Annotated in this window: 25 protein-coding genes; 12 read left to right on the top strand and 13 right to left on the bottom strand. The window is 68.5% G+C overall.

Annotated elements, in window-relative coordinates; all coding sequences use genetic code 11:
* Window positions 1-39 precede the first annotated feature (39 nt).
* On the bottom strand, window positions 40-1,689 hold the full coding sequence (locus AACH00_RS09830; protein WP_341398942.1) for an aminotransferase class III-fold pyridoxal phosphate-dependent enzyme: 1,650 nt from the start codon (window positions 1,687-1,689) through the stop codon (window positions 40-42).
* A 64-nt stretch (window positions 1,690-1,753) separates the two neighbouring features.
* Here AACH00_RS09830 and asd point away from each other — a divergent pair, with 64 nt between their 5' ends.
* Entirely contained in the window at window positions 1,754-2,632 is an 879-nt protein-coding gene (gene asd / locus AACH00_RS09825; RefSeq protein WP_341398941.1) for an archaetidylserine decarboxylase, read from the top strand.
* Window positions 2,633-2,680: 48 nt separating this feature from the next.
* Here asd and AACH00_RS09820 read toward each other — a convergent pair whose 3' ends face one another.
* From AACH00_RS09820 to AACH00_RS09810, 3 genes are all read right to left on the bottom strand, one after another.
* A complete protein-coding gene (locus tag AACH00_RS09820; protein ID WP_341398940.1) occupies window positions 2,681-3,019 on the bottom strand; it encodes a hypothetical protein in 339 nt (112 codons plus the stop codon).
* Between the two features lie 146 nt (window positions 3,020-3,165).
* Window positions 3,166-5,484 (bottom strand): hypothetical protein, encoded by a 2,319-nt coding sequence (locus AACH00_RS09815; protein WP_341398939.1) that lies wholly within the window; start codon window positions 5,482-5,484, stop codon window positions 3,166-3,168.
* Between the two features lie 10 nt (window positions 5,485-5,494).
* Window positions 5,495-6,343 (bottom strand): hypothetical protein, encoded by an 849-nt coding sequence (locus tag AACH00_RS09810; protein ID WP_341398938.1) that lies wholly within the window; start codon window positions 6,341-6,343, stop codon window positions 5,495-5,497.
* Between the two features lie 239 nt (window positions 6,344-6,582).
* Between AACH00_RS09810 and AACH00_RS09805 the strand changes: the two genes are divergently transcribed.
* The 9 genes from AACH00_RS09805 (at window position 6,583) to AACH00_RS09765 (ending at window position 14,884) form a co-directional block, all read left to right on the top strand.
* Window positions 6,583-7,527, top strand: a complete 945-nt coding sequence (locus tag AACH00_RS09805) for a CysB family HTH-type transcriptional regulator (protein ID WP_341398937.1) — start codon at window positions 6,583-6,585, stop codon at window positions 7,525-7,527.
* 92 nt (window positions 7,528-7,619) lie between these two features.
* Window positions 7,620-8,252 carry an NADPH-dependent FMN reductase gene (gene ssuE / locus AACH00_RS09800; protein ID WP_341398936.1) on the top strand — a complete coding sequence of 211 codons (633 nt, stop codon included), beginning with the start codon at window positions 7,620-7,622 and terminating at the stop codon, window positions 8,250-8,252.
* A gap of 204 nt (window positions 8,253-8,456) precedes the next feature.
* A complete protein-coding gene (locus AACH00_RS09795; protein ID WP_341398935.1) occupies window positions 8,457-9,449 on the top strand; it encodes a sulfonate ABC transporter substrate-binding protein in 993 nt (330 codons plus the stop codon).
* A gap of 13 nt (window positions 9,450-9,462) precedes the next feature.
* The gene (locus tag AACH00_RS09790; protein ID WP_341398934.1) at window positions 9,463-9,714 is read left to right on the top strand and encodes a hypothetical protein; all 252 of its coding nucleotides are present in this window, start codon (window positions 9,463-9,465) and stop codon (window positions 9,712-9,714) included.
* Window positions 9,680-10,855 carry an FMNH2-dependent alkanesulfonate monooxygenase gene (ssuD, locus tag AACH00_RS09785; protein ID WP_341398933.1) on the top strand — a complete coding sequence of 392 codons (1,176 nt, stop codon included), beginning with the start codon at window positions 9,680-9,682 and terminating at the stop codon, window positions 10,853-10,855. The genes AACH00_RS09790 and ssuD overlap by 35 nt, the downstream gene beginning before the upstream one ends.
* A gap of 11 nt (window positions 10,856-10,866) precedes the next feature.
* Window positions 10,867-11,667, top strand: coding sequence for an aliphatic sulfonate ABC transporter permease SsuC (gene ssuC, locus AACH00_RS09780; protein ID WP_341398932.1), 801 nt, complete (start codon window positions 10,867-10,869; stop codon window positions 11,665-11,667).
* Window positions 11,668-11,678: 11 nt separating this feature from the next.
* Window positions 11,679-12,563: an ATP-binding cassette domain-containing protein gene (locus AACH00_RS09775; RefSeq protein ID WP_341398931.1), complete on the top strand. Its 885-nt coding sequence runs from the start codon at window positions 11,679-11,681 to the stop codon at window positions 12,561-12,563.
* An 88-nt stretch (window positions 12,564-12,651) separates the two neighbouring features.
* Window positions 12,652-13,239, top strand: a complete 588-nt coding sequence (locus tag AACH00_RS09770) for a nitroreductase family protein (protein ID WP_341398930.1) — start codon at window positions 12,652-12,654, stop codon at window positions 13,237-13,239.
* Window positions 13,240-13,354: 115 nt separating this feature from the next.
* Window positions 13,355-14,884 (top strand): FAD/NAD(P)-binding protein, encoded by a 1,530-nt coding sequence (locus AACH00_RS09765; RefSeq protein WP_341398929.1) that lies wholly within the window; start codon window positions 13,355-13,357, stop codon window positions 14,882-14,884.
* Here the strand turns inward: AACH00_RS09765 and AACH00_RS09760 are convergent.
* The 7 genes from AACH00_RS09760 to AACH00_RS09730 all read right to left on the bottom strand — a co-directional run bounded on the left by AACH00_RS09760 (window position 14,859) and on the right by AACH00_RS09730 (window position 21,091).
* A complete protein-coding gene (locus AACH00_RS09760; RefSeq protein WP_341398928.1) occupies window positions 14,859-15,878 on the bottom strand; it encodes a sulfate ABC transporter substrate-binding protein in 1,020 nt (339 codons plus the stop codon). The genes AACH00_RS09765 and AACH00_RS09760 overlap by 26 nt on opposite strands.
* A 111-nt stretch (window positions 15,879-15,989) precedes the next feature.
* Window positions 15,990-17,042, bottom strand: coding sequence for a sulfate/molybdate ABC transporter ATP-binding protein (locus AACH00_RS09755; protein ID WP_341398927.1), 1,053 nt, complete (start codon window positions 17,040-17,042; stop codon window positions 15,990-15,992).
* A gap of 12 nt (window positions 17,043-17,054) precedes the next feature.
* Window positions 17,055-17,939: a sulfate ABC transporter permease subunit CysW gene (cysW, locus tag AACH00_RS09750; RefSeq protein WP_341398926.1), complete on the bottom strand. Its 885-nt coding sequence runs from the start codon at window positions 17,937-17,939 to the stop codon at window positions 17,055-17,057.
* A 3-nt stretch (window positions 17,940-17,942) separates the two neighbouring features.
* A complete protein-coding gene (gene cysT / locus AACH00_RS09745; protein ID WP_423221918.1) occupies window positions 17,943-18,821 on the bottom strand; it encodes a sulfate ABC transporter permease subunit CysT in 879 nt (292 codons plus the stop codon).
* 110 nt (window positions 18,822-18,931) lie between these two features.
* Window positions 18,932-19,957 carry a sulfate ABC transporter substrate-binding protein gene (locus AACH00_RS09740; RefSeq protein ID WP_341398924.1) on the bottom strand — a complete coding sequence of 342 codons (1,026 nt, stop codon included), beginning with the start codon at window positions 19,955-19,957 and terminating at the stop codon, window positions 18,932-18,934.
* A 115-nt stretch (window positions 19,958-20,072) separates the two neighbouring features.
* On the bottom strand, window positions 20,073-20,708 hold the full coding sequence (locus tag AACH00_RS09735) for an RBBP9/YdeN family alpha/beta hydrolase (RefSeq protein ID WP_341398923.1): 636 nt from the start codon (window positions 20,706-20,708) through the stop codon (window positions 20,073-20,075).
* Window positions 20,696-21,091: a hypothetical protein gene (locus tag AACH00_RS09730; protein ID WP_341398922.1), complete on the bottom strand. Its 396-nt coding sequence runs from the start codon at window positions 21,089-21,091 to the stop codon at window positions 20,696-20,698. The genes AACH00_RS09735 and AACH00_RS09730 overlap by 13 nt, the downstream gene beginning before the upstream one ends.
* 218 nt (window positions 21,092-21,309) lie before the next feature.
* On the opposite strand from AACH00_RS09730, the gene AACH00_RS09725 reads away from it, so the two are divergent.
* Both AACH00_RS09725 and AACH00_RS09720 read left to right on the top strand, forming a co-directional pair.
* Entirely contained in the window at window positions 21,310-21,990 is a 681-nt protein-coding gene (locus tag AACH00_RS09725; protein ID WP_341398921.1) for a methylamine utilization protein, read from the top strand.
* Window positions 21,987-24,404 carry a bifunctional diguanylate cyclase/phosphodiesterase gene (locus AACH00_RS09720; RefSeq protein WP_341398920.1) on the top strand — a complete coding sequence of 806 codons (2,418 nt, stop codon included), beginning with the start codon at window positions 21,987-21,989 and terminating at the stop codon, window positions 24,402-24,404. Before AACH00_RS09725 ends, AACH00_RS09720 begins: the two co-directional genes overlap by 4 nt.
* Here AACH00_RS09720 and AACH00_RS09715 read toward each other — a convergent pair.
* Window positions 24,384-24,782, bottom strand: coding sequence for a thioredoxin family protein (locus AACH00_RS09715; RefSeq protein ID WP_341398919.1), 399 nt, complete (start codon window positions 24,780-24,782; stop codon window positions 24,384-24,386). The genes AACH00_RS09720 and AACH00_RS09715 overlap by 21 nt on opposite strands.
* A gap of 26 nt (window positions 24,783-24,808) precedes the next feature.
* The gene (locus AACH00_RS09710) at window positions 24,809-25,810 is read right to left on the bottom strand and encodes an SLAC1 anion channel family protein (protein ID WP_341398918.1); all 1,002 of its coding nucleotides are present in this window, start codon (window positions 25,808-25,810) and stop codon (window positions 24,809-24,811) included.
* Window positions 25,811-25,828: the final 18 nt, after the last annotated feature.

Below are 25,828 nucleotides of genomic sequence, written 5' to 3'. Positions count from 1 at the left end.
GCCAGCCGGCCCCTTTTTGTTGCCGGGGCCGGTGGGTGCTCAGAACCGGTGGCTCAGCATCTCGCGCAGCAGGTTGCGGCGGATCTGCTTGTTGCCGGTGTGCCCGTCCTGCCAACCCCAGCCGTCGTCCCGCATGGCCTGCGCGGCGGCCACGAAGCGGTCGGCCACGTCGTCGAAATCGGCTTCGCTGAAGTTCAGGCTGAAGATCATCCGGCCCGTGCCCACCCACGACAGCGCCAGGCCCTGGTCGCGCAGGTAGAACTGCAGCATCCAGTTGTAGCGCGAGGGTTCTTCGTAGAACACCGTCCACACCGTCGACATGTTGGCCACCCGCGGCGACAGCCCGGCCGCCTGCAGACGGGCGTTCAGGCGCGCCGCGCGGGCGTCCTGAATGGCGTCGAGCTGCTCGTACTGGGCTTGAACGGCGGGCTGCTCCAGGTGGTCGAGGAAAGCGCTCATCGCGCCCATCACATGCGGGTGCGCATTGAAGGTGCCGCGGGCAAAGCAGATGTCGGCCGGCCGGTCTTCGCGGAAGCGCTTCATCAGGTCGGCCCGGCCGCACACCACGCCCACCGGCAGGCCGCCACCCAGCGTCTTGCCCCACACCACGAAGTCGGCCTTCACGCCGAAGTAGGCCTGGGCGCCGCCCGGGGCCAGGCGGAAGCCCATGAACACCTCGTCGAAGATCAGCGGAATGCCGCGCTGGGTGCAGACCTCGCGCAGGCGCTTCAGCCAGGCGGTGTAGGCCTCGCGGTCATAGGCCGCGCGGCGCGAGCTGTCGACCAGCGACGAGTCGCCGGGGGCCGCGCTGTTCGGGTGCAGCGCCTGCAGCGGGTTGATCAGCACGCAGGCGATGTCCTTGCGGCTGCCGATGACCTGCAGGCTGCGCTCGCTCATGTCGTTCAGCGTGTAGGTTTCACGCGGGGGCAGCGGGTTGCCGGGGCCGGGCTGCACGTCTTCCCACCAGCCGTGGTACGCGCCGCAGAAGCGCACCAGGTGCGTCTTGCGCGTGTGGTACCGGGCCAGGCGCACGGCCTGCATCACGGCTTCGGTGCCACTCATGTGGAAGGACACGGCGTCCTGGCCCGACAAGGCCTTCAGACGCTCGACATTGCTGGCGACCACCGGGTGGTAGCTGCCCAGCACGGTACCGAGCTGCGCGACCCGCGCGCTGCCTTCGGCGATCAGGCGGCGGTACACATCCACCCCGAACAGGTTGACGCCGTACGAGCCCGCCACGTCGATGTAGCGGTTGCCGTCCAGGTCGGTCACCGTGTTGCCTTCGGCGCTTTCCAGGAAGGCGCCGATCTGCACATGCTGGCGCAGCAGCGGGCTGAACTGGTAAGGCACGCGGTAGCTGCCGGTGAACTGCAGGTCCGGCAGACCGGCGCGGGCCTGGGCGGTGAGCGCCAGTGTGCGTGGGCAGCGCTGCGTCAGCCGGGCGCCCAGTGCTTCCAGCGCGGCGCGGCGTTGCGCGGCGATGTTGGCCGGCGCGCCATCGGCGTTGAAGAACGCGGCGTCGTCGTAGGCATAACCGGGCAGCAGGCCTGCCACCCGCTTGGCCATGCGCGAATGGCCGGTGAGAGAAGGGTGCTTGGCGCGCGACAGCGCCAGGCGTTGCGTGATTCGGGGCAGGCTTGCCACCAGTGCCGTACCGGCCAGGGCAAACAGGGCCAGGGTCTCGTCCATGGGAAAGGTGCCTTCGTGGCTGTGACAACAAACCGCATCTTTGCGTCAGGCCTTTGACATGCTGATGACATTGAAAAAATGGCGTGATCGCCTGCTGCTCCAGGAAGACCTCAACTTCCTGCTCACCAACCGCATTCCGCGTCTGGCCGTGACCCGCTTCGTCGGGCGCTTCAGCCAGATCCGCCATCCCTGGGTGGCGCGTGTCTCGATCGGCGCATGGCGGATGTTTTCCGACCTCGATCTGAGCGAGGCCCGCAAGACCCGCTTCGAGAGCCTGCACGATTGCTTCGTGCGCGAGTTGAAACCCGGTGCCCGCCCGGTTGATCAGAGCGCCGAGGTACTGGCCAGCCCCAGCGACGGCATCGTCGGGGAGTGCGGCGCGGTGGAGGGCCAGCGGCTCTGGCAGGCCAAGGGTTTTCCGTACAGCTTGTCAGACCTGTTCGGCAGCGAGGCGGCCGCGCGCCCCTATGAAGACGGTTGTTACGTGACGCTGCGGCTCACAGCGTCGATGTACCACCGCTTCCATGCGCCGCATGATGCGGTGCTGCGGCATGTCACCCACATCGCGGGCGACACCTGGAACGTCAATCCGATTGCGCTGAAACGGGTGGAGCGCCTGTTCTGCCGCAACGAGCGCGCCAGCCTGCATCTGCAACTGGCGGGCAGCGGGCATCCGGTGGCACTGGTGCCGGTGGCGGCCATCCTGGTGGCCAGCCTGCGCCTGCATGCGCCCGACCTGTTGCTGCACCACCGCTACGGCGGGCCGAACGAGTTGCCGTGCGAGGTGCCGATGACCAAGGGGCAGGAGCTGGGTTGGTTCCAGCACGGCTCGACCATCATCGTGTTCGCGCCCAAGGGCTTCACGCTGGCGCCGGGTGTGGCCACGGGGGTGACGGTGCGGGCGGGGCAGGCGCTGATGCGGCTGCCGGAGGGTGGGGCGTAGGTCGCCCTTTGACGGCCGCCGAGGGAACTCGGCCGGCCGGGTGGTGCTTCAGCTGCCCGAGCTGGCCTGGTGCAGCACCGGCAGGTTCAGGCGGTGCACCTGCGAAGGCACCCAGCCCATCGTCCCGGTGCGGGTGCGCACGCAGGTGGCCGCCTGGTTGTGGCTGGACGCGGCGTCAGGGCATTGGGTGGCGGCTTCGAGGTCACGCTTGCTGGCGGACGCCACAGGCACCGCGCCGAAGCGGCCGGCGGCCACCGTGGCTGCATCGAAGGGCGATGCATAAACGGACACCACCTCGGACGAGGCGGCGGGCGCATCTTCCGGCATGGACTGGCAACCTGCCAGACCCGCCAGCATGATGGCCAGGGGAACACTGCGATCTCGCATTTGGACTCCAGTCAGGACACGGGCCTGACATTCCCTTCGAACTGCGGCTGGCCTTGTGAACCAGCCGTCCACGTGCCGAACGCACGCGGGTGTCGAGGGTGGTTTATACCTCGTTCCCGTGACAGCCCTGAAATTGCCCCCCAGTTTCAAAACCAGTACTTGGTCTTGGCGGCCCATTCACTGCCGGGCCAGCGCTTGTGCAACAGGCGGAAAGCGTCGCGTGAATGGGTGGGCTCGGGCGTGCCCGCACGCCGCTCCTGCGCCGGGCCACCGGGGCATTCCATGCGCGTGCTGGCCACCAGGAAGTGCAGCGCCTTGGGCGCTTCGGCATCGGCCTGGTTGCTGGCGGCCCAGGGCAGCAGTCGATCGGCCAGCCACTCGGTGCGGATGGGCAGGGCCGTCAGTCGCTCCTGTTCGCGCCGGGCCTGCTGCAGCTGTGCGGGGCTGAGGAACTGCGGTGCCAACATGCCCAGCTGGTCCACATCCCATGGGCCGCCGTAATCCCGGCAGCCCCAGTACAGCGATTGCCCGCCGGGCTGCACGGCGCGGGGGCTCAGCTCGGGTGTGTTGACCAGCAGCAGCGTGGCGGCCACACGCTGGGCCTCCAGCGTCTTCGCGTTGCGCAGGCGGTCATAAAGGTGGCGGGTGGTGGCGCGGCTGGACGCCATCTCGTCGATCAGGCCGAGCGCGGTGGGCCAGTCCTCCAGCACCAGGGCGCGGGTGAAGATGCTCTCGCCGAGCTGACCTCGAATGCTGGCCGGCAGGTCCTTGCGGGCGTGCATCTGCTTCAGCAAGGCCAGCGGCATGTAGTGGTAGAGCCGCCGCGGGAAGTCGGTGTCGACGCCGTTGGCTTCCGGGATGAACGGGGCCACCGGCGCGCTGGCCGCAGCCGCCGGCTTGACTTCATCGGGGATGGGCGTGGCGGTCTCGGCGTCGGGGGCGGGCGTGCGCGCCGCGGCGGCGAGAAAGGCGTCGAGCGTGCGTGCACTCACCAGCTTCAGGCGCAGCCACTGGTTGCGTCCGCTGATCGACAGCGCACCGGCCTGGCCGGCGAGCGCGCGATCGGCCAGTGCATCGGCGGCCACGCCCTGGCCGGCGTCCAGCTGAAGCCGGGCGAGGTGGAAGTTCAGCGTTTGCCAGGCCGGCGACGTGGTCGGCACGGCTTGCACGGCCTTGAGCTCGGCGGGTTGCAAGTCGGCCAGCGTGCGGGTCTGCATCAGCAGCGGCAGCAGCCAGGCGAGGTCGCCGGTCTTCTCGAAGCGGCCGCGCGCCGACTGCAGGGTGGACGCGCGCTGCTTGTCGTCATCGACCGGGCTTTGCACCAGGCCGATCCAGCTGGTCATGGGGTCGGGCGACAGCGAGAGCGCCATCGGGCCGGTCTCGGCCTGGCCGTCGAGCAGCCAGAGGTAATCGGTGAGGCCTTGCCGGCGGGCGGCGGTGTCGAGCGGGCCGGTGGCCAGCTGGCGGCCGAGTTCCAGCACACGCTCCGTCGGGTTCAGCCGGGCCTCGATCCAGCCGACCAGCCGCGCCGCAGGCGGGTAGCTCACCACCTGAGCCTGCAATTCCTTGCGGGCGGTCAGCAGCAGATTGCGGCCGGCGGGCGCGATCTTGTCGGTGCTGCCGTCGGCCACCGGCATCAGCGTGGCAGCGCGGATCAGGCAGCGGCTGGCAAGGTAGTCGCCCAGCGGTTGCCACGGCGAGGCCTTGTCGCGGCCGATGGCCTTGAAGGCTTCGCGGGCGTGGTCGAACTGGCCGGCGTAGAACAGCGCGGCGGCGGTTTGATAGGCATGGTCCTGCTGCAGCCACAGCGGTGCCTTGGCCGGCAGGGCCGGCGGCCAGATCACGCCGGCCGGCTGCATCTGGCCGTTGGCGTTGCGCGTGGGCGTTTCTCCGCAGTTGGCGAACACCGCGTCCTGGCCCGCCACCCAGGCTTGCAGTGCTGGGGCATCGCCGCGCTGCTTGCGGTCCGTCAGCGTCCGGGCGGCCGTGGTGAAGGCGTCGGCATGGCAGTTCACATAGGTGACGTAGCTCGGTGTCGACTTGGACGGGTCGATGCGGGTCTTCTCGGACAGCGGCGGTTGCACCGTGTTGCGCACCTTCTTCCAGGCCTCGACGCCGTTCTCGGTGTCGCTCCAGAAATAGCCGTAGCCCATCTGGGGCTCACCCACCTGCCAGCGTTGCTGGTTCAGGGCGGCGTACTGCGCTGGCGTCAGGGTCTGGCCGTGCAGGGCTCGCCAGGCCAGCACATGGTGCAGCCGCCACCAGTCGCCTTGCAGCACGCCGATGCGGCCCGCGGCATAGGCCGGCATCTCGGGAAACGGCACATGGTTCTCGGGCACGAAGGGGTTTTCCATCATGCCGTCGGCGCCACTGGCGAACGCCGCCTGAGGCAGCACGGCAAGCGAGGTGGCGAGTGTCGTGGCGAAGGCCGCGAGCAGGGCCAGTCGGGAAGAGGTGAAGCGCATGGTCAGGCTTTCAGTCGGCGGCAACAGGTGCCGTGTCAAACGGGTGCGCGGCCCAGGCGGCGGGGGTCCATGGGCGCGGAGAAAACACGTAGTGGCGCGGTGCACGCAGCCCGGCCAGGGGCTCGTCGGTGGCACTGCCGATGGCGCGGCCGCAGCCCTCAGCGGTGAAGCGGCCGTCTTGTGTCTGCAGGCGGGCACGCAGCACCGCGCTGTCGCGTGACATGCGGAAGGCCATCGGCACGATCTCGTCCGCCGGCAGGCCCTGCAGCCAGGTGTCGCTGGCGCACCAGGAGGCCAGCGCCGTGATGGACAGCGCCACATCGGCGGGCAGGGCTTGCCGCGCGGCACGCACCACGTCGGCCAGGAAGGCGCGTTGCGACAGGCGCACCTCGAAATCGAGTTGCACCACCCGCGACGGTGCCTGTGCGGCGGCACGCAGCAGCTGCGCCACGATGCGCTGGCGCTGCGGGGCCGTCAGCGCGGGCGGCTGGCGCACCGAGGCATCCACGTGCACGACGGGCACCAGCACCGTCTCGGGCCGCACCTGCATCGGCTGCGCGCGCGGCATCACCAGCGCTTGCTCGCCTTGCAGCAGGATGCGGCTGTGCAGCCAGGCGACGCCCGCATCGGCGGGCAGCCAGCGCAGGTCTTCCGGTCGCTCCCAGGCCCAGGCCAGCCGGGGCGGCAGGGCGCGCAGGGCGGGGTGTTCTTTCAGGCGCGCTGCCGGGGGCGCGGGTTGGCGGGTATCTGGCGCAGCGAACGACTGGCCGAGCGTCACCAGCAACGCCACCAGCAGCGTCAATGCCAGACTCGCCAGCAGCGCCGCACTCACCCGGCCGCGGGTGAGCAGCGGGGCCATGGGGCGGTGAAGGGCGGTTGCACAGTGCATCGAGGGCGCCACGGTACACCAGCCGGGTGACGCACCCCGGCCACGCCGCCCCCTCATCCAAGGGCTGGTTCTGCACGCCGGTGTCGCGTCGCTTATGCGTTTTCCATCCATGCATCAATGAAATGGGTGGTTGAACCTTGGGCGCCGGCTTTTGATAATGCGGAAATCTCATAACGACCTGCTTCCAACGCCGGTCAGCAGGCATTCCGATGAATTTCCAACAGTTGCGCTCCGTGCGTGAGACCGTGCGCCGTGGTTTCAACCTGACCGAGGTGGCGGGCGTGCTGCACACCTCGCAGCCCGGCATCAGCCGCCAGATCCGCGAGCTGGAAGACGAGCTGGGCGTGGACATCTTCGTGCGCGCCGGCAAGCGCCTGACCGGCCTCACGCCACCCGGCGAGCGCGTGCTGCCCTGGGTTGAAGAGCTGCTGCTGGACGCCGAGAACCTGCAGCGTGCGGCCGATGATTTCCGCTTCGGTGACAGCGGCACGCTTAGCATCGCCGCCACCCACTCGCAGGCCCGCTACGCGCTGCCGGCAGCGGTCCATGAGTTCCGGGCCCACCACCCCAAGGTGCAGTTGCAGCTGCACCAGGGCTCGCCGACGCAGATCGCCCAGATGCTGCGCAGCGGCGCCGCCGACATCGGCATCGCCTCGCACGCGCTGGCTGATGACAGCGGCCTGGTGGCGCTGCCCTGCTACCGCTGGACGCACGTGGTGGTGGTGCCACCGGGCCATGCGCTGCTGGACGGTGAGCTCACCATCGAGCGCCTGGCCGAGCACCCGGTCATCACCTACGACACCGGCTTCACCGGCCGCGGCAGCATCGACGACGCCTTCAAGCGCGCCGGCCTGGCACCCAAGGTGGTGCTCACCGCCATGGACGCGGACGTGATCAAGACCTACGTCGAGCTCGGCATGGGCGTGGGCATCATCGCCGCCATCGCCTTTGACGATGAACGCGACAACCACCTGCGCGCACTCGACGCCCGCCACCTGTTCCAGGTGAACACCACCAGCGTGGGTGTGCGTCGCGGCGGCCTGCTGCGCTCGTATGCCTACGAGTTCATCAGCACCTTTGCACCGCACCTGGCGCGTGATGTGGTGCAGCAGGCGCAGGCGGCGCCCGCTGATGTGGCCCAGGCGCCGCTCTGATCGGTCTGCACTCGCGCCCCGCAAGAAAACAGCATAAGCACCAAGCAAAAGCTTCGTTGTCGGGCGGGAGGCGCCGGGCCAACATGTGAAACATGTCCCGTGCAGCATCCCCCCTACGTCCCGGCACCTTGAAGGTGGTTGGCATCTCCGGCAGCCCGACGCATCCGTCGCGCTCCACCGCGCTTCTGCGTGCCGCGCTCCAGCGCCTCACGGCGGCCGGTGCCAGCGTTGCCGACATCGAGGTGCGCGACCTGCCCGCCCAGGCGCTGCTGGGTGCCGACTGGAAAAATCCCGAGATCGTCGCGGCGCTGGCCAAGGTGGCCGAAGCCGATGTGGTGCTGGTCGCCACGCCCATCTACAAGGCCGCCTACAGCGGGCTGCTGAAGTCCTTCCTCGACCTGCTGCCTGAAGAAGGCCTGCGCGGCAAGCGCATCGTGCCGCTGGCCACCGGCGGCAGCCTGGCCCACCTGCTGGCGCTTGATTACGCCCTCAAGCCGGTGCTGGGTGCACTGGGCGCGCGCCAGCTGCTGGACGCCGTCTTCGCCACCGATGCCCACTTCGACGTGGACGAGCGACTGGGCCGCGTGCCGCAGCCCGAGGTGCTGGCGCGCCTGGACCGTGCCCTGTCGCCGCTGTTGCTCAAGTCAGATGACTTCGATGAAGCCGTCACGGCACCACAGGCTCATTCCGTGAGCCATGGTGTGCTTGAGCGAATGTCGTGTTGACCACGCATTGAGCCGGTAGACGCTCGCCGTCTCCGCGCCCCCCTTTCCTTTGCCTGGTGACTCCGGTGTGCAGATGGGCACCGTTGATCCCCCGGCGTGTCTGCATCACCGGGCTTGAGCCTGGGTTGGTGTGTCGCGTCGGGGGAGTTTTTCAGCCGGGCTGGTTCTTCTTTCTGCTCCCTCCATTGACTCCAAGGTGCCCCCATGAAATTCGCCTCGCTTGATTTCACCCGCCGACAGATCACCGCCGCCGCCGTTGGCACGGTCCTGGCGCTGGCGGCCGGCTCGTCCGCTCTGGCCCAGGCTGCCAAGCCTGCGTCGCTGCGCATCGGTTTCCAGAAGTCGGCCAGCCTGCTGACGCTGCAGAAGGCCCAGGGCACGCTGGAAAAGCGCCTGCAGGTGCTGGGCGTGCCGGTGCAGTGGGTGGAATTCCCGGCCGGCCCGCAATTGCTGGAAGGCTTGAACGTGGGCTCGGTGGATGTCGGCTTCGTCGGTGAAGCGCCCCCGATCTTTGCCCAGGCCGCTGGCGCCAACTTCGTCTACATCGGCAACGACCCGGCCTCGCCAGAAGCCGAGGCCATCGTCGTGCCCAAGGACTCGCCCATCAAGAGCGTGGCCGAACTCAAGGGCCGCAAGGTGGCCTTGAACAAGGGCTCGAACGTGCACTACCTGCTGGTCAAGGCGCTGGAGAAGGCCGGCCTGAAGTACAGCGACATCCAGCCCGTGTTCCTGCCGCCGGCCGATGCCCGCGCCGCCTTCGAGCGCGGTGCGGTGGACGCCTGGGTGATCTGGGATCCGTTCCTGGCCGCTGTTGAAAAGCAGTCGGGCGCCCGCCTTCTGGCCGACGGCCGCGGTGTGGTGAGCAACCACGCCTACTACCTGGCCGAGCGCGGTTATGCGCAGAAGTACCCGCAGGTCATCGACGCGCTGTTTGAAGACACCGTGGCCCAGGGCCGCTGGCTCAAGACCCACCTTGATGAAGCCGCCACGCTGATCGCGCCGCTGCAGGGCCTGGACGTGGAGATCGTCAAGCTCAGCCTGCACCGTGCCCAGTTCAATGTGCAGCCCATCACCGCCGCCATTGCCGCCGAGCAGCAGAAGATCGCCGACACCTTCGCTGACCTGAAGCTCATCCCCAAACCCGTCCGCATTGCCGACGCCCTGCCGGGTGCGCGCAAGGCCGTCGCCGCACGCTGAAAGCCAACCCGCCATGACCGTCGCCACCGCCCCCGAGCAGATTCAACCGCGGCTCAGCCCGCGCGAGACGGTGGTGCGTGTCATGGCCATCACGGCGGCCAGCTGGTGGCCGCACCGTGTGGCTGCGCATGTGCAGTCGCATGCGCAGTCACCGCGACTGTTCCTGAACGAGCGGGTCGCGACCACGCTGGCGCCCGTCTTCCGATCCTCCAAGCTTCAAAGGCCCCCCCATGAAGATCCTCTGGTTCATCCCCACGCACGGTGACAGCCGCTACCTCGGCACCGCCACCGGCGGCCGTGTCGCCGACTTCAACTACTTCAAGCAGGTGGCCGTGGCCGCCGACACGCTGGGTTACGAAGGTGTGCTGATTCCCACGGGCCGCTCCTGCGAAGACCCGTGGACCGTGGCCTCCAGCCTGATCGATGCCACGCGCCATCTGAAATTCCTGGTCGCGCTGCGCCCGGGCCTGATCACGCCGAGCCAGTACGCCCGCATCGCGTCCACCTTCGACCGCCTGTCCGGAGGCCGCCTGCTGATCAACCTGGTCACCGGCGGTGACGCCGCAGAGCTGGCCGGTGACGGCCAGTTCCTGCCGCACGGCGAGCGTTATGCCGAAGCCACCGAGTTCCTGACCATCTGGCGCGAAATCCTGGCCCGCAGCCACACCGGTGAGTCGCTCGACTTCGACGGCAAGTACCTGCGCGTGGAAGGTGCCAAGCTGCTGTACCCGCCGCTTCAGAAGCCGTATCCGCAGTTGTTCTTCGGCGGCTCGTCGCCCGAGGCGCATGACCTGGCTGCACAGCAGCTGGACACCTACCTGACCTGGGGTGAGCCGCCGGCCGCCGTGGCCGCCAAGGTGGCTGACGTGAGCGCGCGCGCTGCCAAGTACGGCCGCACGCTGAGCTTCGGCATTCGCCTGCATGTGATCGTCCGAGAGACCGAGGACGCGGCATGGAACGCCGCGGCCGAGCTGGTGCAACACCTCGACGAAGCCACCGTGGCCCGCGCACAGGCCACCTTTTCGAAGATGGATTCGGTGGGCCAGCGCCGCATGGCCGCGCTGCACGGCGGCAAGTTCAACCGCGACAACATCCGCGAAGGGCTGGAGGTGTCGCCGAACCTGTGGGCCGGCGTAGGCCTGGTGCGTGGGGGTGCGGGCACGGCGCTGGTGGGCAATCCGCAGCAGGTGGCCGACCGCATCAAGGAATACGCGGCGCTGGGCCTGGAGTACTTCGTGCTGTCGGGCTATCCGCACCTGGAAGAGGCTTATCGCTTCGCCGAGCTGGTGTTCCCGCTGCTGCCGCTGTCGCTGCGCGAGAAGATCAGCCAGCCGCGCCTGAGCGGCCCGTTTGGTGAAGTGGTGGCCAACAACCACGTGCCGACGCTGGCCCGTGCGGCCAGCTGACGGAGGGCGGCATGTCTGAGCGTGCTTCCCCGAATTCCGCCTCCCGCATCGGCCAGCGGCTGCTGCCCTGGCTGGTGCCGGTGCTGACGCTGCTGGCCTGGGAGCTGTCGTCCCGGCTGGGCTGGTTGTCGACCCGCGTGCTGCCCGAGCCGGCGGCCGTGTTCACCGCGTTCTGGGGCTTGCTGCAATCGGGTGAGCTGGCGCACCACGTGGCCATCAGCACCGGCCGGGCCTTGCTGGGTCTGGCCATTGGCGGTGGCCTGGGCCTGGCGCTGGGTCTGATCACCGGCACCTTCCGGCTGGCCGAAACCCTGCTCGATTCGTCGCTGCAGATGCTGCGCAACATCCCGGCGCTGGCGCTGATCCCGCTGGTCATCCTGTGGTTCGGCATCGATGAATCGGCCAAGCTGTTTCTGGTGGCGGTGGGTGTGTTCTTCCCGATCTACCTGAACACCTTCCACGGCATCCGCTCGGTGGACAAGGGCCTGATCGAGATGGCGCGCAGCTACGGGCTGTCGGGCTGGCAGCTGTATGCGCAGGTCATCCTGCCGGGCGCGCTGCCATCCATCCTGGTCGGCCTGCGGTTTTCGCTGGGCCTGATGTGGGTGCTGCTGATCGTGGCCGAGACGATTTCCGCGCAGGCCGGCATCGGCTATCTGACGATGAATGCCCGCGAGTTCCTGCAGACCGATGTGGTGCTGGTCGGCATCCTGTTGTACGCGCTGCTGGGCAAGCTGGCGGACGTGGTGGCACGCAGCCTCGAGCGCTGGTGGTTGCGCTGGCACCCCGGCTATCAAGCGGTGGCCGCATGAAAGGGAGAAGCATGATCATGAGTGACATTGATACCTGGAGCCTGGGCGCGGTGGCGGTGGATTCCGTTGCCACCCGGCAGGCGGATGCCACCACCACGGCCCGCCTGGCCACGGTGCAGCCCGGCCTGCATGTGCAGGTGCAGGGGCTGCACAAGGCGTATGGCCAGCGCAGCGTGCTGGCAGACGTGGACCTGGCGTTGGCGCCGGGCGAGTTCGTGGCCATCGTCGGCCGCAGCGGTTGCGGCAAGAGCACGCTGCTGCGCCATGTGGCGGGCCTGGAGCGGGCAGACCGCGGCGCCCTGCTGCTGGACGGCCAGCCGGCCGGTGAGCGGCTTCGGGACGACGTGCGCATCATGTTCCAGGATGCGCGCCTGCTGCCGTGGAAGCGGGTGCTCGAGAACGTGGCGCTGGGGCTGGAAGGCGCGGATGCGCTGCCCCGTGCCCGTGAGGCGCTGGCGGCTGTGGGCCTGGCGGACCGTGCCCATGAATGGCCGGCGGTGCTCTCCGGCGGCCAGCGGCAGCGCGTGGCGCTGGCCCGTGCGCTGGTGCACCGGCCGCGCCTGCTGCTGCTGGACGAGCCGCTGGGCGCGCTCGACGCCCTGACCCGCATCGAGATGCAGCAGCTCATCGAGCAGCTGTGGACGCAACACCGCTTCACCGCGCTGCTTGTCACCCACGACGTGGCCGAGGCTGTGGCGCTGGCCGACCGCGTGGTGCTGATCGAGGAGCAGCGCATCGCCTTCGACGAGGCCGTGAACCTGCCGCGCCCGCGCACCCGCGGCCCGGGCTTCGCCGCGCTGGAAGACACGGTGCTGCGCCGGGTGCTGGGCCAGCCGGCGGTGGAGGCCGCGGCGCACACCACCGGGAAAGCAGCGCACTGGCCGGCTGCGGCTTGAGTGGCGGTTTGATCGGCACTCATCGCCTGCACGAGCCGGCTCGCCGGTGCAGAATCCGGCGAGCCCTTCAACTTCATTCCTGAACACCATGAGCCAACGCCAAGCTGCCCACCCGATCGATCCGCAATTCACCGACCGCTGGTCGCCCCGCGCCTTCACCGGCGAGGCCATCGCTGCCGACGCCCTGCTGGGCCTGCTTGAAGCCGCCCGCTGGGCGCCGTCGGCGTCCAACATCCAGCCGGCGCGTTTCCTGTTCGGCCACGCCGGCACGCCGGCCTTCGCCACCATCCTCGACGGCCTAGTGCCGTTCAACCAGGGCTGGGCCGGCAAAGCCTCGGCGCTGGTGGTGGTGTTGTCGAAGACCAGTTCGGTGGCCCCGGGCCAGACCGAGGCCAAGGCCAATGTGTGGCATGCCTTCGACGCCGGCGCGGCGTGGATGAGCCTGGCGCTGCAAGCCCACCTGAAGGGCTACATCACCCACGCCATGGGCGGCTTCGACGGCGACAAGCTGCGCGCTGCGCTGAACGTGCCGGCCGATGTGGCGATCCACGCCGTGGTGGCCGTGGGCAAGCAGGGCGACAAGGCGTCGCTGCCTGAAGGCCTGCAAGCCCGCGAACTGCCGAACGACCGCCTGCCGCTGGCGCAACTGGCTGCCGAAGGCGCCTGGTCCTTCTGATCGTGCGTCAATATTCGCCAGACGCATAAGCTTATGCGCTGGCGCCGCTTGCGGTGGGGCTGGTGCGGGGCGACCATCAACGCTTCCTAGCGTTCGAGTCGCCTCGCCCCCCACCATGCCCACAGCCCAAGACCCGCCCGTGCCACCTGGTGTGATCGTCATCGGTGCCGGCTTTTGCGGTGTGGCGGTGGTGGCCAGGCTGGCGACGCAATGCCCGCCCGGCACCCACCTGACCGTGCTGGAGCAAGGCCCGCGCTGGGGCCGCGGCCTGGCCTACGGCACCCGCAGCAGCAGCCACTGGCTGAATGTGCCGGCCGGACGGCTCGGCCTCGATCCTGACCACGAAGCCGGCTTTCACGACTGGCTGCAGCAGGTGCACCCCGGCCATGCAGCCAACGCCTTCGTGCCGCGTATGTGGCTGGGCGATTACCTCTGCGCCAGCCTGCAAGCCGCCACCGAACTGGCCCAGCAACGCGGCCTGACAGTGACCCACGAGATGGCCACCGCCGTGGATTGGCTGCCTGCTGCAGCCGGGCAGGCGGCTACTGTGATGCTGTCTGACGGCCGGGTGCTGCAGGCCCGGGCGGTGGTGCTGGCCACCGGCCACCTGCCGCCTTCGCCGCCGGCATTGCCTCGACCGGTTTCAGGGCCTGACGCAGTTGAAAATGACGCTCCCCATCTCACCTGGGGCGCCCCCGGCCTGATGGCCAACCCCTGGCAGCTGGAATTGCTCGATGGCCTGGATGAGGACGCCGAGGTGCTGGTGCTGGGCAGCGGGCTGACGGCCATCGACATGGTCACCGTGCTCCAGGACCAGGGCCACCAGGGCCGCATCACCTTGTTGTCGCGGCGCGGCTTGTTGCCGCAACCACACCGCAGCCTGGAAGCGCGTCCCCGGCCGGGGCTGTCGCCGGTGGCTGAACTCGGCGACGAGTCGCGCCTGCGGCCGATGCTGCGGGCGGTGCGCCGGTGGATGAGCGAAGCCGCGGCTGACCAGCGCGACTGGCGTGACGTGATGGCCAGCCTGCGTGGCTGCACGCCCAGCCTGTGGCAGCGGCTGTCACTGCGTGATCGCCGTCAGTTCCTGCGGCACCTGCAACCCTGGTGGGACACCCACCGCCACCGCCTGGCACCCGGCATCCACCGCCGCCTGCAAGGCGCGATGGCGGCGGGGCAGGTGGCGCTGCAGGCCGGGCGCTTGCTGTCTGTTGATCGCTCGGCCGACGGCGCCTTGAGCGTGCGCTGGCAGCGCCGGGGTGGCCCGGTGGTGGAGGCGCGCGTGGCGCTGCTGGTGAACTGCACCGGCGCCACCACCGGCCTGTCGCGCGCCAGCACGGGTTTGCTGGCGCGGCTGCGGCAGCAGGGCGTGCTCACGCCGGACGCGCTGGACCTGGGCGTGCTGGTTGATGAGCAGCACCGGCCGCTGGACACGGCGGGCCACGGTCGAGCAGGCCTGTATTACGTGGGGCCGATGCTCAAGGCCCAGTGGTGGGAGGCGGTGGCGGTGCCTGAGCTGCGCCGCCACGCGCGCCAGGTGGCTGACGCGGTGGCGGTGTTCATGGCGGAACTGGAGGCCGATGCATCGGCCGATGGTGCGACCGCCTCACCGGCCGACGCCCTCAGCGGCCCGGCTTGCGCGCGATGATCTGGTCGTAGACGCCGCCGTCGTCGAAGTGTTCCTTCTGGGCCTTGGTCCAGCCACCGAACACCTCGTCCACGGTGAAGGTCTGCACCTTCGGGAAGTCCTTCGCGTAGGCGGCCAGCACCTTCGCATTGCGCGGGCGCAGGTGGTGCTTGGCAGCAATCGTCTGGCCTTCGTCTGACCACAGCCACTTCAGGTAGTTCTCGGCCACCAAGCGGGTGCCGCGGCGGTCCACCACCTTGTCGACCACGCTCACCGGGTTTTCGGCCAGGATGGTGCGCTCGGGGTAGATGACTTCGTAGCCACCGCCAAACTCCCGCTCGATCAGCGGCACCTCAGACTCGAACGTCACCAGCGCGTCGCCCAGCTGGCGCTGCGCGAAGGTGGTGGTGGCCGCGCGGCCGCCGCCGTCCAGCACCGGCACATTGGCGAAGATGCGTTCCACCAGGGCGCGCGCAGCTTGCGGGCTCACACCGGCCTTGATGCCGGCGCCCCAGGCGGCCAGGTAGGTGTAGCGGCCGTTGCCCGAGGTTTTCGGGTTCGGGATGATGACCGACACGCCCTGGCGGCCCAGGTCGGTCCAGCCGCGGATGTTCTTCGGGTTGCCCTTGCGCACCAGGATCACCGAGATCGAGGTGGTGGGTGCCGCGTTGTCGGGCAGGCGCTTGGCCCAGTCCTGCGGAATCAGACGGCCACGCTCGAACAGGATGTCGATGTCGTTGGCCTGGTTCATCGTGATGACGTCGGCTTCCAGGCCGTCGGCCACGCTGCGGGCCTGCTTGCTGGAGCCGCCATGCGACTGGTTCAGCGTCAGCGTGTCGCCCTTGGTCTTTTTCCAGTGGGCGGCGAAGGCGGCGTTGTAGTCCTTGTAGAACTCGCGCGAGACGTCGTAGCTGACGTTGAGCAGGCTGGTGTTGGCGGCCAGGGCGGGCAGCGCCAGGGTCAGGGCACTGGCCAGCAGCAACAGGCGACGCGGGCGGAACAACGAAACAGTCATGGCGAACAAGGCTCAGGTGAACAGATCCCAAAGTCTAGGGATCTGCTGCCTGAATCCAAACAACCGTTTTGTTGGTTGCTTATGCCGGGTCTGACGGGTTTGACGTGTTCTTCAGATGGCCGAGGCCGGGTCGACCGCCACGCCTTCGAAGCGCGTCACCCGGCGCGGGCGCAGGTGCGCCACGCTGCCGGTCTGCAGCGACAGCTGGTCACGCACCTGCACCCAGGCAGCGCGTGGCAGCTCCACGTCCACCAGCGAGCCATCGGCGTCGCGGCGGAACTCCAGCCGGGTGTTCGGGCCCACGGTCAGCACCTGCGCCAGCGTCACCTGCCAGGTGTCGGCATCGGCATGGGCGACGATGTCAAGCTCGTGCGGGCGCACATAGCTCACCTCGCTGGCGGCCGTGCTGGCGCTGGCGGTCTGGCCACGGCCGTGGAACAGGTTCACATCACCCAGGAACTTCAGCACGAAAGGCGTGGCCGGGTGGTCATAGACCTCGTCCGGGCTGCCCACCTGTTCGATGCGGCCTTCGTTCATCACGACGATGCGGTCAGCCACTTCCATGGCTTCTTCCTGGTCGTGCGTCACGAACACGCTGGTCACGTGCATCTCGTCGTGCAGGCGACGCAGCCAGCGGCGCAGCTCTTTGCGCACCTTGGCGTCCAGTGCGCCGAAGGGCTCGTCGAGCAGCAGCACCTTGGGCTCCACGGCCAAGGCGCGGGCCAGGGCCACGCGCTGGCGCTGACCGCCCGAGAGCTGGTGCGGGAAGCGGTCTGCCAGCCAGTCCAGTTGCACCAGCTTGAGCAGCTCGGTGACCTTGGCGGTGATCTCGCGCTCCGACGGGCGGGTGGCCTTGGTTCGCACGCGCAAGCCGAACGCCACGTTCTCGAAGATCGACATGTGGCCGAACAGCGCGTAATGCTGGAACACGAAGCCCACATGGCGATCACGCACGTCGTCGAACGTGGCGTCTTCGCCGTGGAACAGCACGCTGCCGCTGTCGGGCTGCTCCAGCCCGGCGATCATGCGCAGCAGGGTGGTCTTGCCCGAGCCCGACGGGCCCAGCAGCGCCACCAGCTCGCCCGACGGGATCGTCAGGTTGAGGTTGTTGCAGACGGCCAGTGAGCCGTAGTGCTTGACGAGGTTGCGAACTTCAATCGACATGGTGATTCGTGCTCATTCAACGTCGGCGCGGGCGGCCAACTTTTCTTTCTTCACGCGCTGCTCGACCAGGTACTTCAGCACCAGGGTCACCAGCGCCAGACTGGCCAGCAGCGAGGCCACGGCGAAGGCGGCGGCGAACTGGTATTCGTTGTAGAGGATCTCGATGTGCAGCGGCAGCGTGTTGGTCTGGCCGCGGATGTGGCCCGACACCACCGAGACCGCGCCGAACTCCCCCATGGCCCGTGCGTTGCACAGGATCACGCCGTACAGCAGCGCCCACTTCACGTTCGGCAGCGTCACGCGCCAGAAAATCTGCCAGCCCGAGGCGCCGAGCACGCGGGCGGCTTCTTCCTGCTCCTGGCCTTGCGCCTGCATCAGCGGGATCAGCTCACGCGCCACGAAGGGGAAGGTGACGAACACGGTGGCCAGCACGATGCCGGGCACGGCGAAGATCACCTTCAGGTCGTTGTCGCGCAGCCATTCGCCCCACCAGCCCTGCAGGCCGAAGACCAGCACGTAGATCAGGCCGGCGATCACCGGGCTGACGCTGAAGGGCAGGTCGATCAGCGTGAGCAGCAGGTCCTTGCCGCGGAACTCGAACTTGGCGATGGCCCAGGCGGCGGCCACACCGAACACCAGGTTCAGGGGCACGGCGATGACGGCGGCGATCAGCGTGAGCTTCATCGCCGACAGTGCGTCTTCCTCGACGATGGCCGCGAGGTAGACCTCCCAGCCCTTCTTCAGGCCTTCGTAGAACACCGCGTACAGCGGCACGAACAGGAAGAGCGAGAGGAAGGCCAGGGCCAGGGTGATCAGCGTCCAGCGAACCCAGACGGGTTCCTGGTTGGCGGCGAGCGCGGTGCGCGCGCCTTGGCGGGTTTGCAGGGTGGCAGACATCGGTCAGCGTCCTTGGCGCTTGCGGGCCCAGGCCTGCAGCAGGTTGATGGCCAGCAGCAGCGTGAAGGCCAGCACCAGCATCACCACCGCAATCGCGGTGGCGCCGGCGTAGTCGTATTGTTCGAGCTTGGTGATGATCAGCAGCGGCGTGATCTCGCTGACCATCGGCATGTTGCCGGCGATGAAGATCACCGAGCCGTATTCACCCAGGGCGCGCGCAAAGGCCAGCGCAAAGCCGGTCAGCAGGGCGGGTGCCAGCGTCGGCAGGATGACCAGGCGGAAGGTTTGCCAGCGGGTAGCGCCCAGCGTGGCAGCGGCTTCTTCCAGTTCCTTCTGCATGTCTTCCAGCACGGGTTGCACCGTGCGCACGACGAAGGGCAGGCCGATGAAGGTCAGGGCCACGAACACGCCGATGGGCGTGAACGCCACCTTGAAGGGCAGCAGGCTGCCGATCCAGCCGTTCTGCGCATACAGGGCTGTGAGTGCGATGCCCGCCACCGCGGTGGGCAGGGCGAAGGGCAGGTCGACCAGCGCATCGACGATGCGCTTGAAGGGGAAGTCATAGCGCACCAGCACCCAGGTCACCAGCAGGCCGAACACCGCATTCAGCGCCGCCGCGGCCAGCGAGGCGCCGAAGGTCAGCCGGTACGAGGCCATCACCCGGGGCGAGGTGACCGTGTCCCAGAACGCGCCCCAGGTCATGGTGAAGGTTTTGAGGAACACCGCACTAAGCGGGATCAGCACGATGATGCTGATGTAGAGCAACGCAAAGCCCAGTGCCAGGTCGAAACCGGGCAACACGCTGTGGCGCTTCAACAGGGTCTTGGAGAGGAACACGATGGGCAATCTGCTGACCGGCTGCGCAGGCGCGCCGTGCAGCATGGAGCTGGGTGGACCGCGATGCTAGTCACGGCCCACCGAACAAGGAACAACTAAAAACGCTTGTGCTTATGCGTTCAGCGTTTAAGGACGCTGTTCAAGCGCCAATCGCATCACTTCTTCGTGTAGATCAGGTCGAACTGGCCGCCGTCGGTGAAGTGGGCTTTCTGGGCCTTGGCCCAGCCGCCGAACACGTCGTCGATCGTGAACAGGTTGATCTTCGGGAAGAACTTGGCGAACTGCGTGGCCACCTTGGGGTCGATCGGGCGGTAGTAGTTTTCACCGGCGATTCGCTGGCCTTCCGGCGAGTACAGGTACTCCAGGTAGGCCTTGGCCACGTCACGGGTGCCGCGCTTGTCGACCACCTTGTCGACCACCGTCACCGGCGGCTCGGCCAGGATGCTGACCGACGGCACGACGATCTCGAACTTGTCCGGGCCCAGTTCCTTCACGGCCAGGAAGGCTTCGTTTTCCCAGGAGATGAGCACATCGCCCATGCCGCGCTCGACGAAGGTGGTGGTCGAGCCGCGGGCGCCGGAATCGAGCACCGGCACGTTCTTGAACAGCGCGGTCACGAAATCACGGGCCTTGGCTTCATTGCCACCCGGCTTCTTCAGGGCGTAGCCCCAGGCGGCCAGGTAGTTCCAGCGTGCGCCGCCGGAGGTCTTCGGGTTGGGCGTGATCACGCTGATGCCGGGCTTGACCAGGTCGTCCCAGTCCTTCACGCCCTTCGGGTTGCCCTTGCGCACCAGGAACACGATGGTCGAGGTGTAGGGGCTGCTGTTGTGCGTCAGGCGCTTCTGCCAGTCGGCGGGAATCAGCTTGGCCTTGTCGCTGAGTTCGTCCACGTCATAGGCCAGGGCCAGGGTGACCACGTCAGCTTCCAGGCCGTCGATCACCGAGCGGGCCTGCTTGCCCGAGCCACCGTGCGATTGCTTGACGGTGACGTTGTCGCCCGTCTTGGCCTTCCAGTGGGCGGCGAATGCCTTGTTGTAGTCCTGGTAGAACTCCCGCGTGGGGTCATAGGACACGTTCAGCAGGGTCACATCCTTGGCCAGGGCCAGCGGGCTGTGCAGCGTGGTCAAGGCCAGCACGGCGGTGGCGGCCAGGGTCTTCAGGGCGGGGCGGCGGTTCTGCATGGGGGCTCTTTCGGGACGAAGGGAAAAGCAATGCCCTGATCCTAAAAAGCCGCCCCTCTTCAGGGAACGAATCAAAACGGTGTTGCTTATGCGATTTCCGTTTCTGGCCTGCCGGTCAGGCGCTGGCCGTTTGTGCTGCCGCTGCTGGCGTCGCGATCTGGAGTGCTGTGTACCGTGTGGCCGGCGCGGCATTGCGGGCTCCGGTGGTGCGGGCCCGCACGCCGGCTGCGGCATGGCGGTCCGCGTCGCGCAGCTCATCCACCAGGGCCTGCGCCAGCGGCCACGGGCCGAAGCCTGCATCCACATTGATGTGCCCGGCCGGGCCGATGCACACCGGCCGGCTGCCCCACTGCGCGCCGAGGGCCAGCGCATCTTCACGGGCCATCCAGTGGTCGTTGTCGCTGACTACCAGGCTGGAGCGGAAGGGCAGCGGCCGGGCAATGTGCGCCGGTGCCAGGTTGAAGCGATGCGGGTTGGCCGGCGCCACCAGCAGGCCGGCGTCGATGTCGCGCCCGCCCAGCGCCGCGTAGCGCGCCAGCGCCAGGCAGCCAAAACTGTGGGCCACGGCCAGCCAGGGGCCCGGGGCTTCGGCGATCAGGGTGGCGGCGATGCGCTCGGCCCAGACGTCGACCTGGCCGACGCTCCAGTCGAGCACGTTCACGCGCACGGAGGTCGGGTGACGTGCTTGCAGCCAGCTTTGCCAGTGGGCGGGTTCGCTGCCGTACAGGCCGGGGATGATCAGCAGGCGCATGTCAGCTCCAGGGGGTGATGGGCACGGGCCACGCCTTCGCGGCGAGCTTCGGTTGAGCGGGTGGCGGCGGCAGAGGGGCGGCTGCCGGCTGCCGCCGAACGCTCGGCAGCAGCCGGCTGCAGGCGCACCAGCACGGGCTGGTTGAAGCGGTCCAGCAGCTCGGCGCTGTCATGGGCCAGCAGGCGTTCACGCAGTTGCTGCGGCTGCACCTGACAGCCGGCCACCCGCAATTGCCCGACCAGGCGCATCAGCCCTCTCGCGTCACCGGCGGCCATGTCGCTGCGCAGCTCGGCCCGGCTGAAACCGGCCACCAGGGCGCGGCGGGCCAGCAGAGTGGCCGAGAGCGACGGAACGGCGTTGGAAACTTGGAAGGCGACCTGCATGGCGATGGTCCGGAAGGCTGGTGTGCTTGCATCTTCAGACCAGCGGGCGCCATCGCCAACGAATCAAATCTCCGATCCTTATCCCCTTGGCGCATAAGGCGTCGGGGGGCAGTCAAGAATCGCGTCGCGCTGCCGAAAACCCGTGAGAGCCCTTCACCGCCACTCGCCGCACTGTCAGGTGGCGTCTGTCCTCGAACCCAGCCTCCGCCCTTGTCGTCATGAGCCGTTTGTCCAACTTCTATCGTCGCCGTGCGCCCGTTTCCGGCGAGCGCCAGCCTGCGCCGGCGCTGGCAGGCATGGTCGGCGTCGTGCTGCGTGCCGGGTTGTTGGCCGCCCTGCTGGGGCAGGCGCCTGCCCAGGCCGCCCTGGTGAAACTGCAGGTCAGTGGCGCGCAAGGCCAGCCCCTGGCTGACGCCGTGCTGATGCTGGAGCCGCAAGGTGCCCGGCCAGTCGTCAAGCCGCTGGAGGGCATCGACATTGCGCAGGAGAACCGCGCCTTCCTGCCGCTGGTCACCGTGGTGACCGTGGGCACCAAGGTGCAGTTTCCGAACCGCGATTCGGTGCGGCACCACGTCTACTCGTTCTCCGACGCCCGCAAGTTTGAACTCAAGCTGTATGTTGGCAAGCCGGAAAAGCCGGTCTCGTTCGACAAGGCCGGGGTGGTCGTGCTGGGCTGCAACATCCATGACCAGATGGTCGGCTGGGTTGTCATCACCGACACGCCCTGGTACGGCAAGTCGGCCGCCAACGGCCACCTGGACCTGGCCGACGTGCCGGCCGGCAGCTACATCCTGCGCACCTGGCACGCGGGTCTGCCACCTGGCTCACCGGGCATCGAGCAGGCCGTTATTGTTGGCGCTGCCGGCCAGACCGTGGCCGTGAAGTTGGGGGTGCGATGAACGCCGCGAGCTGGATGCGGCCCTTCACGCGCAGCCTCGGGCGGCGCATCGTCGGGCTGTTCCTGGTGCTGCTGCTGGTGGTGCAGGCCATCGGCTTCATGGCCATCGGCCGCAGCATCGACGCCAATGCCCGCTCGCAACTCGATGAGCAGATGGTGCTGGGCGAGCGCATCTTGCGGCGTCTGCTCTTGCAGAACACCAAGGTCTTGTCCGATGGCCTGATGCTGCTCTCGCGCGACTTCGGTTTTCTCGATGCCGTGAAGGGCGGTGACGCCGCCACGGTGGGCGACGCCCTCGACAACCAGGCCCGGCGCATCGGTGCCAATTTCGCCGCCCTGCTCGACCCAGCGCTGAACGTCGTGGCGTCCGGCCACTCCAGCCAGCAGGCCGTGCTGGCCCTGAAGGACACGCTGCGGCGCGGCGCGGACGGGCAACTGCCCACCGCCGTGCTGACGCTGGTGGAAGGGCGGCCGTTCCAGTTCGTTGTCTCGCCGCTCAAGCCGCCGCAGTTCAATGACGTGGTGGTGATGGGCTTCCCGCTGGACCAGGAACTGGTGGACGGCGTCGAGGCCTTGTCGGGCGCCCAGCTAGCGTTGGTGACCAGCCGGCCGAACGCCGGCCCGACGATGGTGCTCACCTCCATGTCGGCCGCGAACGCGCCGGTGCTCATGACCCTGCCGCCCGGTCGCGCCGAGGCCGTGCTGGATGCCGAAGGCCGTGTGGGTGAGCCGGTGCTGGCCCGCACCGTGGTGCTGGCCAGTGAGGCCAATGGCGAGCTGCGTGCCGTGCTGTACCGCTCCATCGATCAAGCCGTGGCGCCGTACCGCCGCCTGCAGGCTTTCCTCGGTTTGATCACGCTGATCGGCGTGGTTGTGTTCACCTTGGGCAGCCTGTTCATGGCGCGCCACCTGACCCGGCCGGTGCAGGTGCTGGTGGCCGCCAGCCGCCGCCTGGGCGATGGCGACTTCGACACCCCGGTCAGCCCCGATGCGCTGCGCCGCAGCGACGAGCTGGGCGAGCTGGCCGTGGCGTTTGACGGCGCCCGTGGCAACCTGGCCGATGCAACGGCGCAGATCCGGCAACTGGCCTTCTGGGACAAGCTCACCGGCCTGCCCAACCGCGTGCGGTTTGAGGCGCTGCTGCGCGACGCCATGGCGCAGCACGCCCAGGTGGCCGTGCTGGTGCTCAACCTCGACCGCCTGGAAAAGGTCAACCAGTTGCTGGGCCGCCAGCAGGGCGACCGCGTGCTGCGCTGCGCGGCCGAGCGCCTGCAAGCGCTGGCCCGCCGTCTGCCGGAGCTGCCGTTGGGTGGTGATGAGTGCGTGGCCCGCCTGGGCGGCGATGAATTTGCGTTGCTCCTGCCCGGTGCCGGCGAGGACCGCGCCTGCGAGGTGGCCACGCAGTTGCAGCAGGTGTTTGAACACCCGGTGGCGCTGGAAGACAGCGTGGTCGATCTTTCCGCCGGCATCGGCCTGGCGGTGGGGCCGGCGCATGGCGACAGCGCCGAAGCCCTGCTCGCCCACGCGCTGCTGGCCATGTCTGAAGCCAAGCGACGCATGGCCGGCATGCTGGTCTACCAGCCGTCCATCGATGCGGGCAGTGCGCAGACGCTGTCGCTGCTGGGCGAGTTGCGACAGGCTCTGCGCCTGCAGGAGCTGCGCTTGTACCTGCAGCCCAAGCTCGGTCTGGTGGATGCCAACCTGGTGGGCGCCGAAGCGCTGGTGCGCTGGCAGCACCCGGTGCGCGGCCTGGTGCCGCCGGTGCAGTTCATTCCCTTCGCCGAAGAGACCGGCTTCATCCACGAGCTGACGCTCTGGGTGGTCGATGAAGCGGCGCGGCTGTGGTCGGTGCATGCGGCCAACGGCTTCGAGTTGCGCCTGTCGGTCAACCTGTCGGCCCATGACCTGATGAAGGCCGATCTGCTGGCCCGGCTGGTGGCGCGGCTGGACCACCACGGCGCGCCGCCACGGGCGCTGTGCCTGGAAATCACCGAGAGCGCGATTGCGCTCGACCCCGTTCGTGCGCTGCAAACCCTGCATGCGCTCAAGGCCCACGGCTTCAAGCTGTCGATCGACGACTTCGGCGCGGGCTACACCTCGCTGGCGCAGCTGATCGACCTGCCGGTGGATGAGCTGAAGATCGACATGCTGTTCGTGCGCACCATGGACAAGGACGCCGACAAGGCGTCGATGGTGGGCTCCTTGATCCGCATGGCCCATGACCGGCACCTCAGCGTGGTGGCCGAGGGCGTGGAGAACGCCGTCATCCTGGAGCAACTGCGCGAGCTGGGCTGCGATGAAGGCCAGGGCTGGCACATCGGCAAGCCCATGCCGGGCTCCGAGCTGCAGGCCTGGGCGGCGTCTCGCTGGCCGGAGCGCGTGCCCGCGGTCGTGTCAAACCGGCACGTGGCCTGATTCAGCCAGCCGCAGCACGCGCTGCGCCAGGCCGGTGGTGGCCGGGTCATTGAGGGCCGGCAGCCGGCCCTGCACGCCCTGCGTCACCATGCGCTCCAGCACGCCCAGGTGCGGCAGCACGGTGCCGAAGAAGCCGACCTTGTCCCCCTGCATCACCAGCAGCGTGGGGAAGTTGTCGATGTCAGGTGCATCACCGCCATCGTCTTCCAGCGCATCGGCATGGTCCTCGATGTCGACCCAGAAAAACCGCACGTCCGGGTACTGCATGGCCAGCTGGGCCATCAAGGGCCGGTAGCTGCCGCAGGTGTTGCACCAGCCCGCGCACAGGCAGGCCACGGTCAAGGCGTTGGAGGGCACGGGGGCAGAGCTCGAAGACATGGCGCGGGAGTTTGCCATCGCCGCCGTCACGGCGTGCTGGCAGGGACGATGGTGGCTACCGGCTCAGGCGCCAGCAGCGTGCCTTCACGCAGGCCGCGCAGGGTGCCGGCCGCCAGGCCCAGGATGATGAGCGAGCTCAAGGCCAGCAGCAGCGGCCCCAGCACGGCCATCGGGCTGCCGGGCGTGGCCAGGCGCAGCGTCAGGGCGGCAAAGGCGGCCACCGGAAAGCTCAGCGCCCAGTGCGTCATCGAGAACGCCAGCGCCTTGATGCGGTTGGCCAGCGCGCCCACCCACACGAAGCTGAACGCGGCCATGCCCCAGGCGACCCAGCCCACCACCTCGGGCGCGCCCAGCTGCAGGGCCGACAGCCCGGCCACCGTGGGCGGCGCAATCAGGATGAACATCGTGGGCAGCAGGCGCTCGGGCAGCATGCCCTGCGTGCCGATGCGCACCATCAACAGCACGGTGATGACCGGCCAGAACAGCAGGCCCACGCCGAACTGCGCCGCTGACCAGTTCGGGTGCCCCAGCGGCACACCGGCCAGCGGCACCAGCACATTGCCCACCACCGGAATGAACAGCGCGGGCGTGATGCCGAGCCACTGCAGCCCGCCCACGCGGTTGCCCAGCCACCAGCGCGTCAAGACCCAGCGCGTGACCAGCAGCAGCCCGAGCGAGCCGGCCCACCACAGGGCCTCCAGCGGCGGGTGCGGGCCGAACAGCGAAATGCCGACCGTGGCCAGCAGGGCCGCTGCAATCGGCAGCGTGGCGATGAAGCTGTGTCGCACCGGGTGCGCGCGGTCTTCGGCCCAGGCCTCGGGGTGGCGTTGCCAGCGCAGCACGGTGGCCACCAGCAGCAGGCCGAACACCAGTGCCGCCACGGCACCGGCCACCAGTGCCACGGCGTCGGCCATCTCGCCCATCAGGGGTGCTGCGCGGTGCCAGGCCAGCGCCAGGCCGCACAGGCCCATCGGAACGGCATACCAGCCGGGCACGAGGAATTTCAGGGGAGTGGGGTGGGCCGCCATCGGAGCAATTCGGTCAGT

The organism is Ideonella margarita (assembly GCF_038066635.1).
In the GTDB taxonomy this organism is placed as follows: domain Bacteria; phylum Pseudomonadota; class Gammaproteobacteria; order Burkholderiales; family Burkholderiaceae_C; genus Ideonella; species Ideonella margarita.
This window is presented reverse-complemented; position numbering and strand designations above follow the sequence as displayed.

What these genes read in the sequence shown, in the direction of transcription:
- ssuC (WP_341398932.1), top strand. Translation starts at nt 10,867, where the DNA reads ATGTCTGAGCGTGCTTCCCCGAATTCCGCCTCCCGCATCGGCCAGCGG.
- asd (WP_341398941.1), top strand. Translation starts at nt 1,754, where the DNA reads ATGACATTGAAAAAATGGCGTGATCGCCTGCTGCTCCAGGAAGACCTC.
- AACH00_RS09810 (WP_341398938.1), bottom strand. Translation starts at nt 6,343, where the DNA reads ATGGCCCCGCTGCTCACCCGCGGCCGGGTGAGTGCGGCGCTGCTGGCG.
- AACH00_RS09715 (WP_341398919.1), bottom strand. Translation starts at nt 24,782, where the DNA reads ATGTCTTCGAGCTCTGCCCCCGTGCCCTCCAACGCCTTGACCGTGGCC.
- AACH00_RS09820 (WP_341398940.1), bottom strand. Translation starts at nt 3,019, where the DNA reads ATGCGAGATCGCAGTGTTCCCCTGGCCATCATGCTGGCGGGTCTGGCA.
- AACH00_RS09815 (WP_341398939.1), bottom strand. Translation starts at nt 5,484, where the DNA reads ATGCGCTTCACCTCTTCCCGACTGGCCCTGCTCGCGGCCTTCGCCACG.
- AACH00_RS09805 (WP_341398937.1), top strand. Translation starts at nt 6,583, where the DNA reads ATGAATTTCCAACAGTTGCGCTCCGTGCGTGAGACCGTGCGCCGTGGT.
- AACH00_RS09720 (WP_341398920.1), top strand. Translation starts at nt 21,987, where the DNA reads ATGAACGCCGCGAGCTGGATGCGGCCCTTCACGCGCAGCCTCGGGCGG.
- AACH00_RS09790 (WP_341398934.1), top strand. Translation starts at nt 9,463, where the DNA reads ATGACCGTCGCCACCGCCCCCGAGCAGATTCAACCGCGGCTCAGCCCG.
- AACH00_RS09725 (WP_341398921.1), top strand. Translation starts at nt 21,310, where the DNA reads ATGAGCCGTTTGTCCAACTTCTATCGTCGCCGTGCGCCCGTTTCCGGC.
- AACH00_RS09830 (WP_341398942.1), bottom strand. Translation starts at nt 1,689, where the DNA reads ATGGACGAGACCCTGGCCCTGTTTGCCCTGGCCGGTACGGCACTGGTG.
- AACH00_RS09765 (WP_341398929.1), top strand. Translation starts at nt 13,355, where the DNA reads ATGCCCACAGCCCAAGACCCGCCCGTGCCACCTGGTGTGATCGTCATC.
- AACH00_RS09795 (WP_341398935.1), top strand. Translation starts at nt 8,457, where the DNA reads ATGAAATTCGCCTCGCTTGATTTCACCCGCCGACAGATCACCGCCGCC.
- AACH00_RS09755 (WP_341398927.1), bottom strand. Translation starts at nt 17,042, where the DNA reads ATGTCGATTGAAGTTCGCAACCTCGTCAAGCACTACGGCTCACTGGCC.
- AACH00_RS09775 (WP_341398931.1), top strand. Translation starts at nt 11,679, where the DNA reads ATGATCATGAGTGACATTGATACCTGGAGCCTGGGCGCGGTGGCGGTG.
- AACH00_RS09710 (WP_341398918.1), bottom strand. Translation starts at nt 25,810, where the DNA reads ATGGCGGCCCACCCCACTCCCCTGAAATTCCTCGTGCCCGGCTGGTAT.
- AACH00_RS09740 (WP_341398924.1), bottom strand. Translation starts at nt 19,957, where the DNA reads ATGCAGAACCGCCGCCCCGCCCTGAAGACCCTGGCCGCCACCGCCGTG.
- AACH00_RS09760 (WP_341398928.1), bottom strand. Translation starts at nt 15,878, where the DNA reads ATGACTGTTTCGTTGTTCCGCCCGCGTCGCCTGTTGCTGCTGGCCAGT.
- AACH00_RS09735 (WP_341398923.1), bottom strand. Translation starts at nt 20,708, where the DNA reads ATGCGCCTGCTGATCATCCCCGGCCTGTACGGCAGCGAACCCGCCCAC.
- cysW (WP_341398926.1), bottom strand. Translation starts at nt 17,939, where the DNA reads ATGTCTGCCACCCTGCAAACCCGCCAAGGCGCGCGCACCGCGCTCGCC.
- ssuE (WP_341398936.1), top strand. Translation starts at nt 7,620, where the DNA reads ATGTCCCGTGCAGCATCCCCCCTACGTCCCGGCACCTTGAAGGTGGTT.
- AACH00_RS09730 (WP_341398922.1), bottom strand. Translation starts at nt 21,091, where the DNA reads ATGCAGGTCGCCTTCCAAGTTTCCAACGCCGTTCCGTCGCTCTCGGCC.
- ssuD (WP_341398933.1), top strand. Translation starts at nt 9,680, where the DNA reads ATGAAGATCCTCTGGTTCATCCCCACGCACGGTGACAGCCGCTACCTC.
- cysT (WP_423221918.1), bottom strand. Translation starts at nt 18,821, where the DNA reads ATGCTGCACGGCGCGCCTGCGCAGCCGGTCAGCAGATTGCCCATCGTG.
- AACH00_RS09770 (WP_341398930.1), top strand. Translation starts at nt 12,652, where the DNA reads ATGAGCCAACGCCAAGCTGCCCACCCGATCGATCCGCAATTCACCGAC.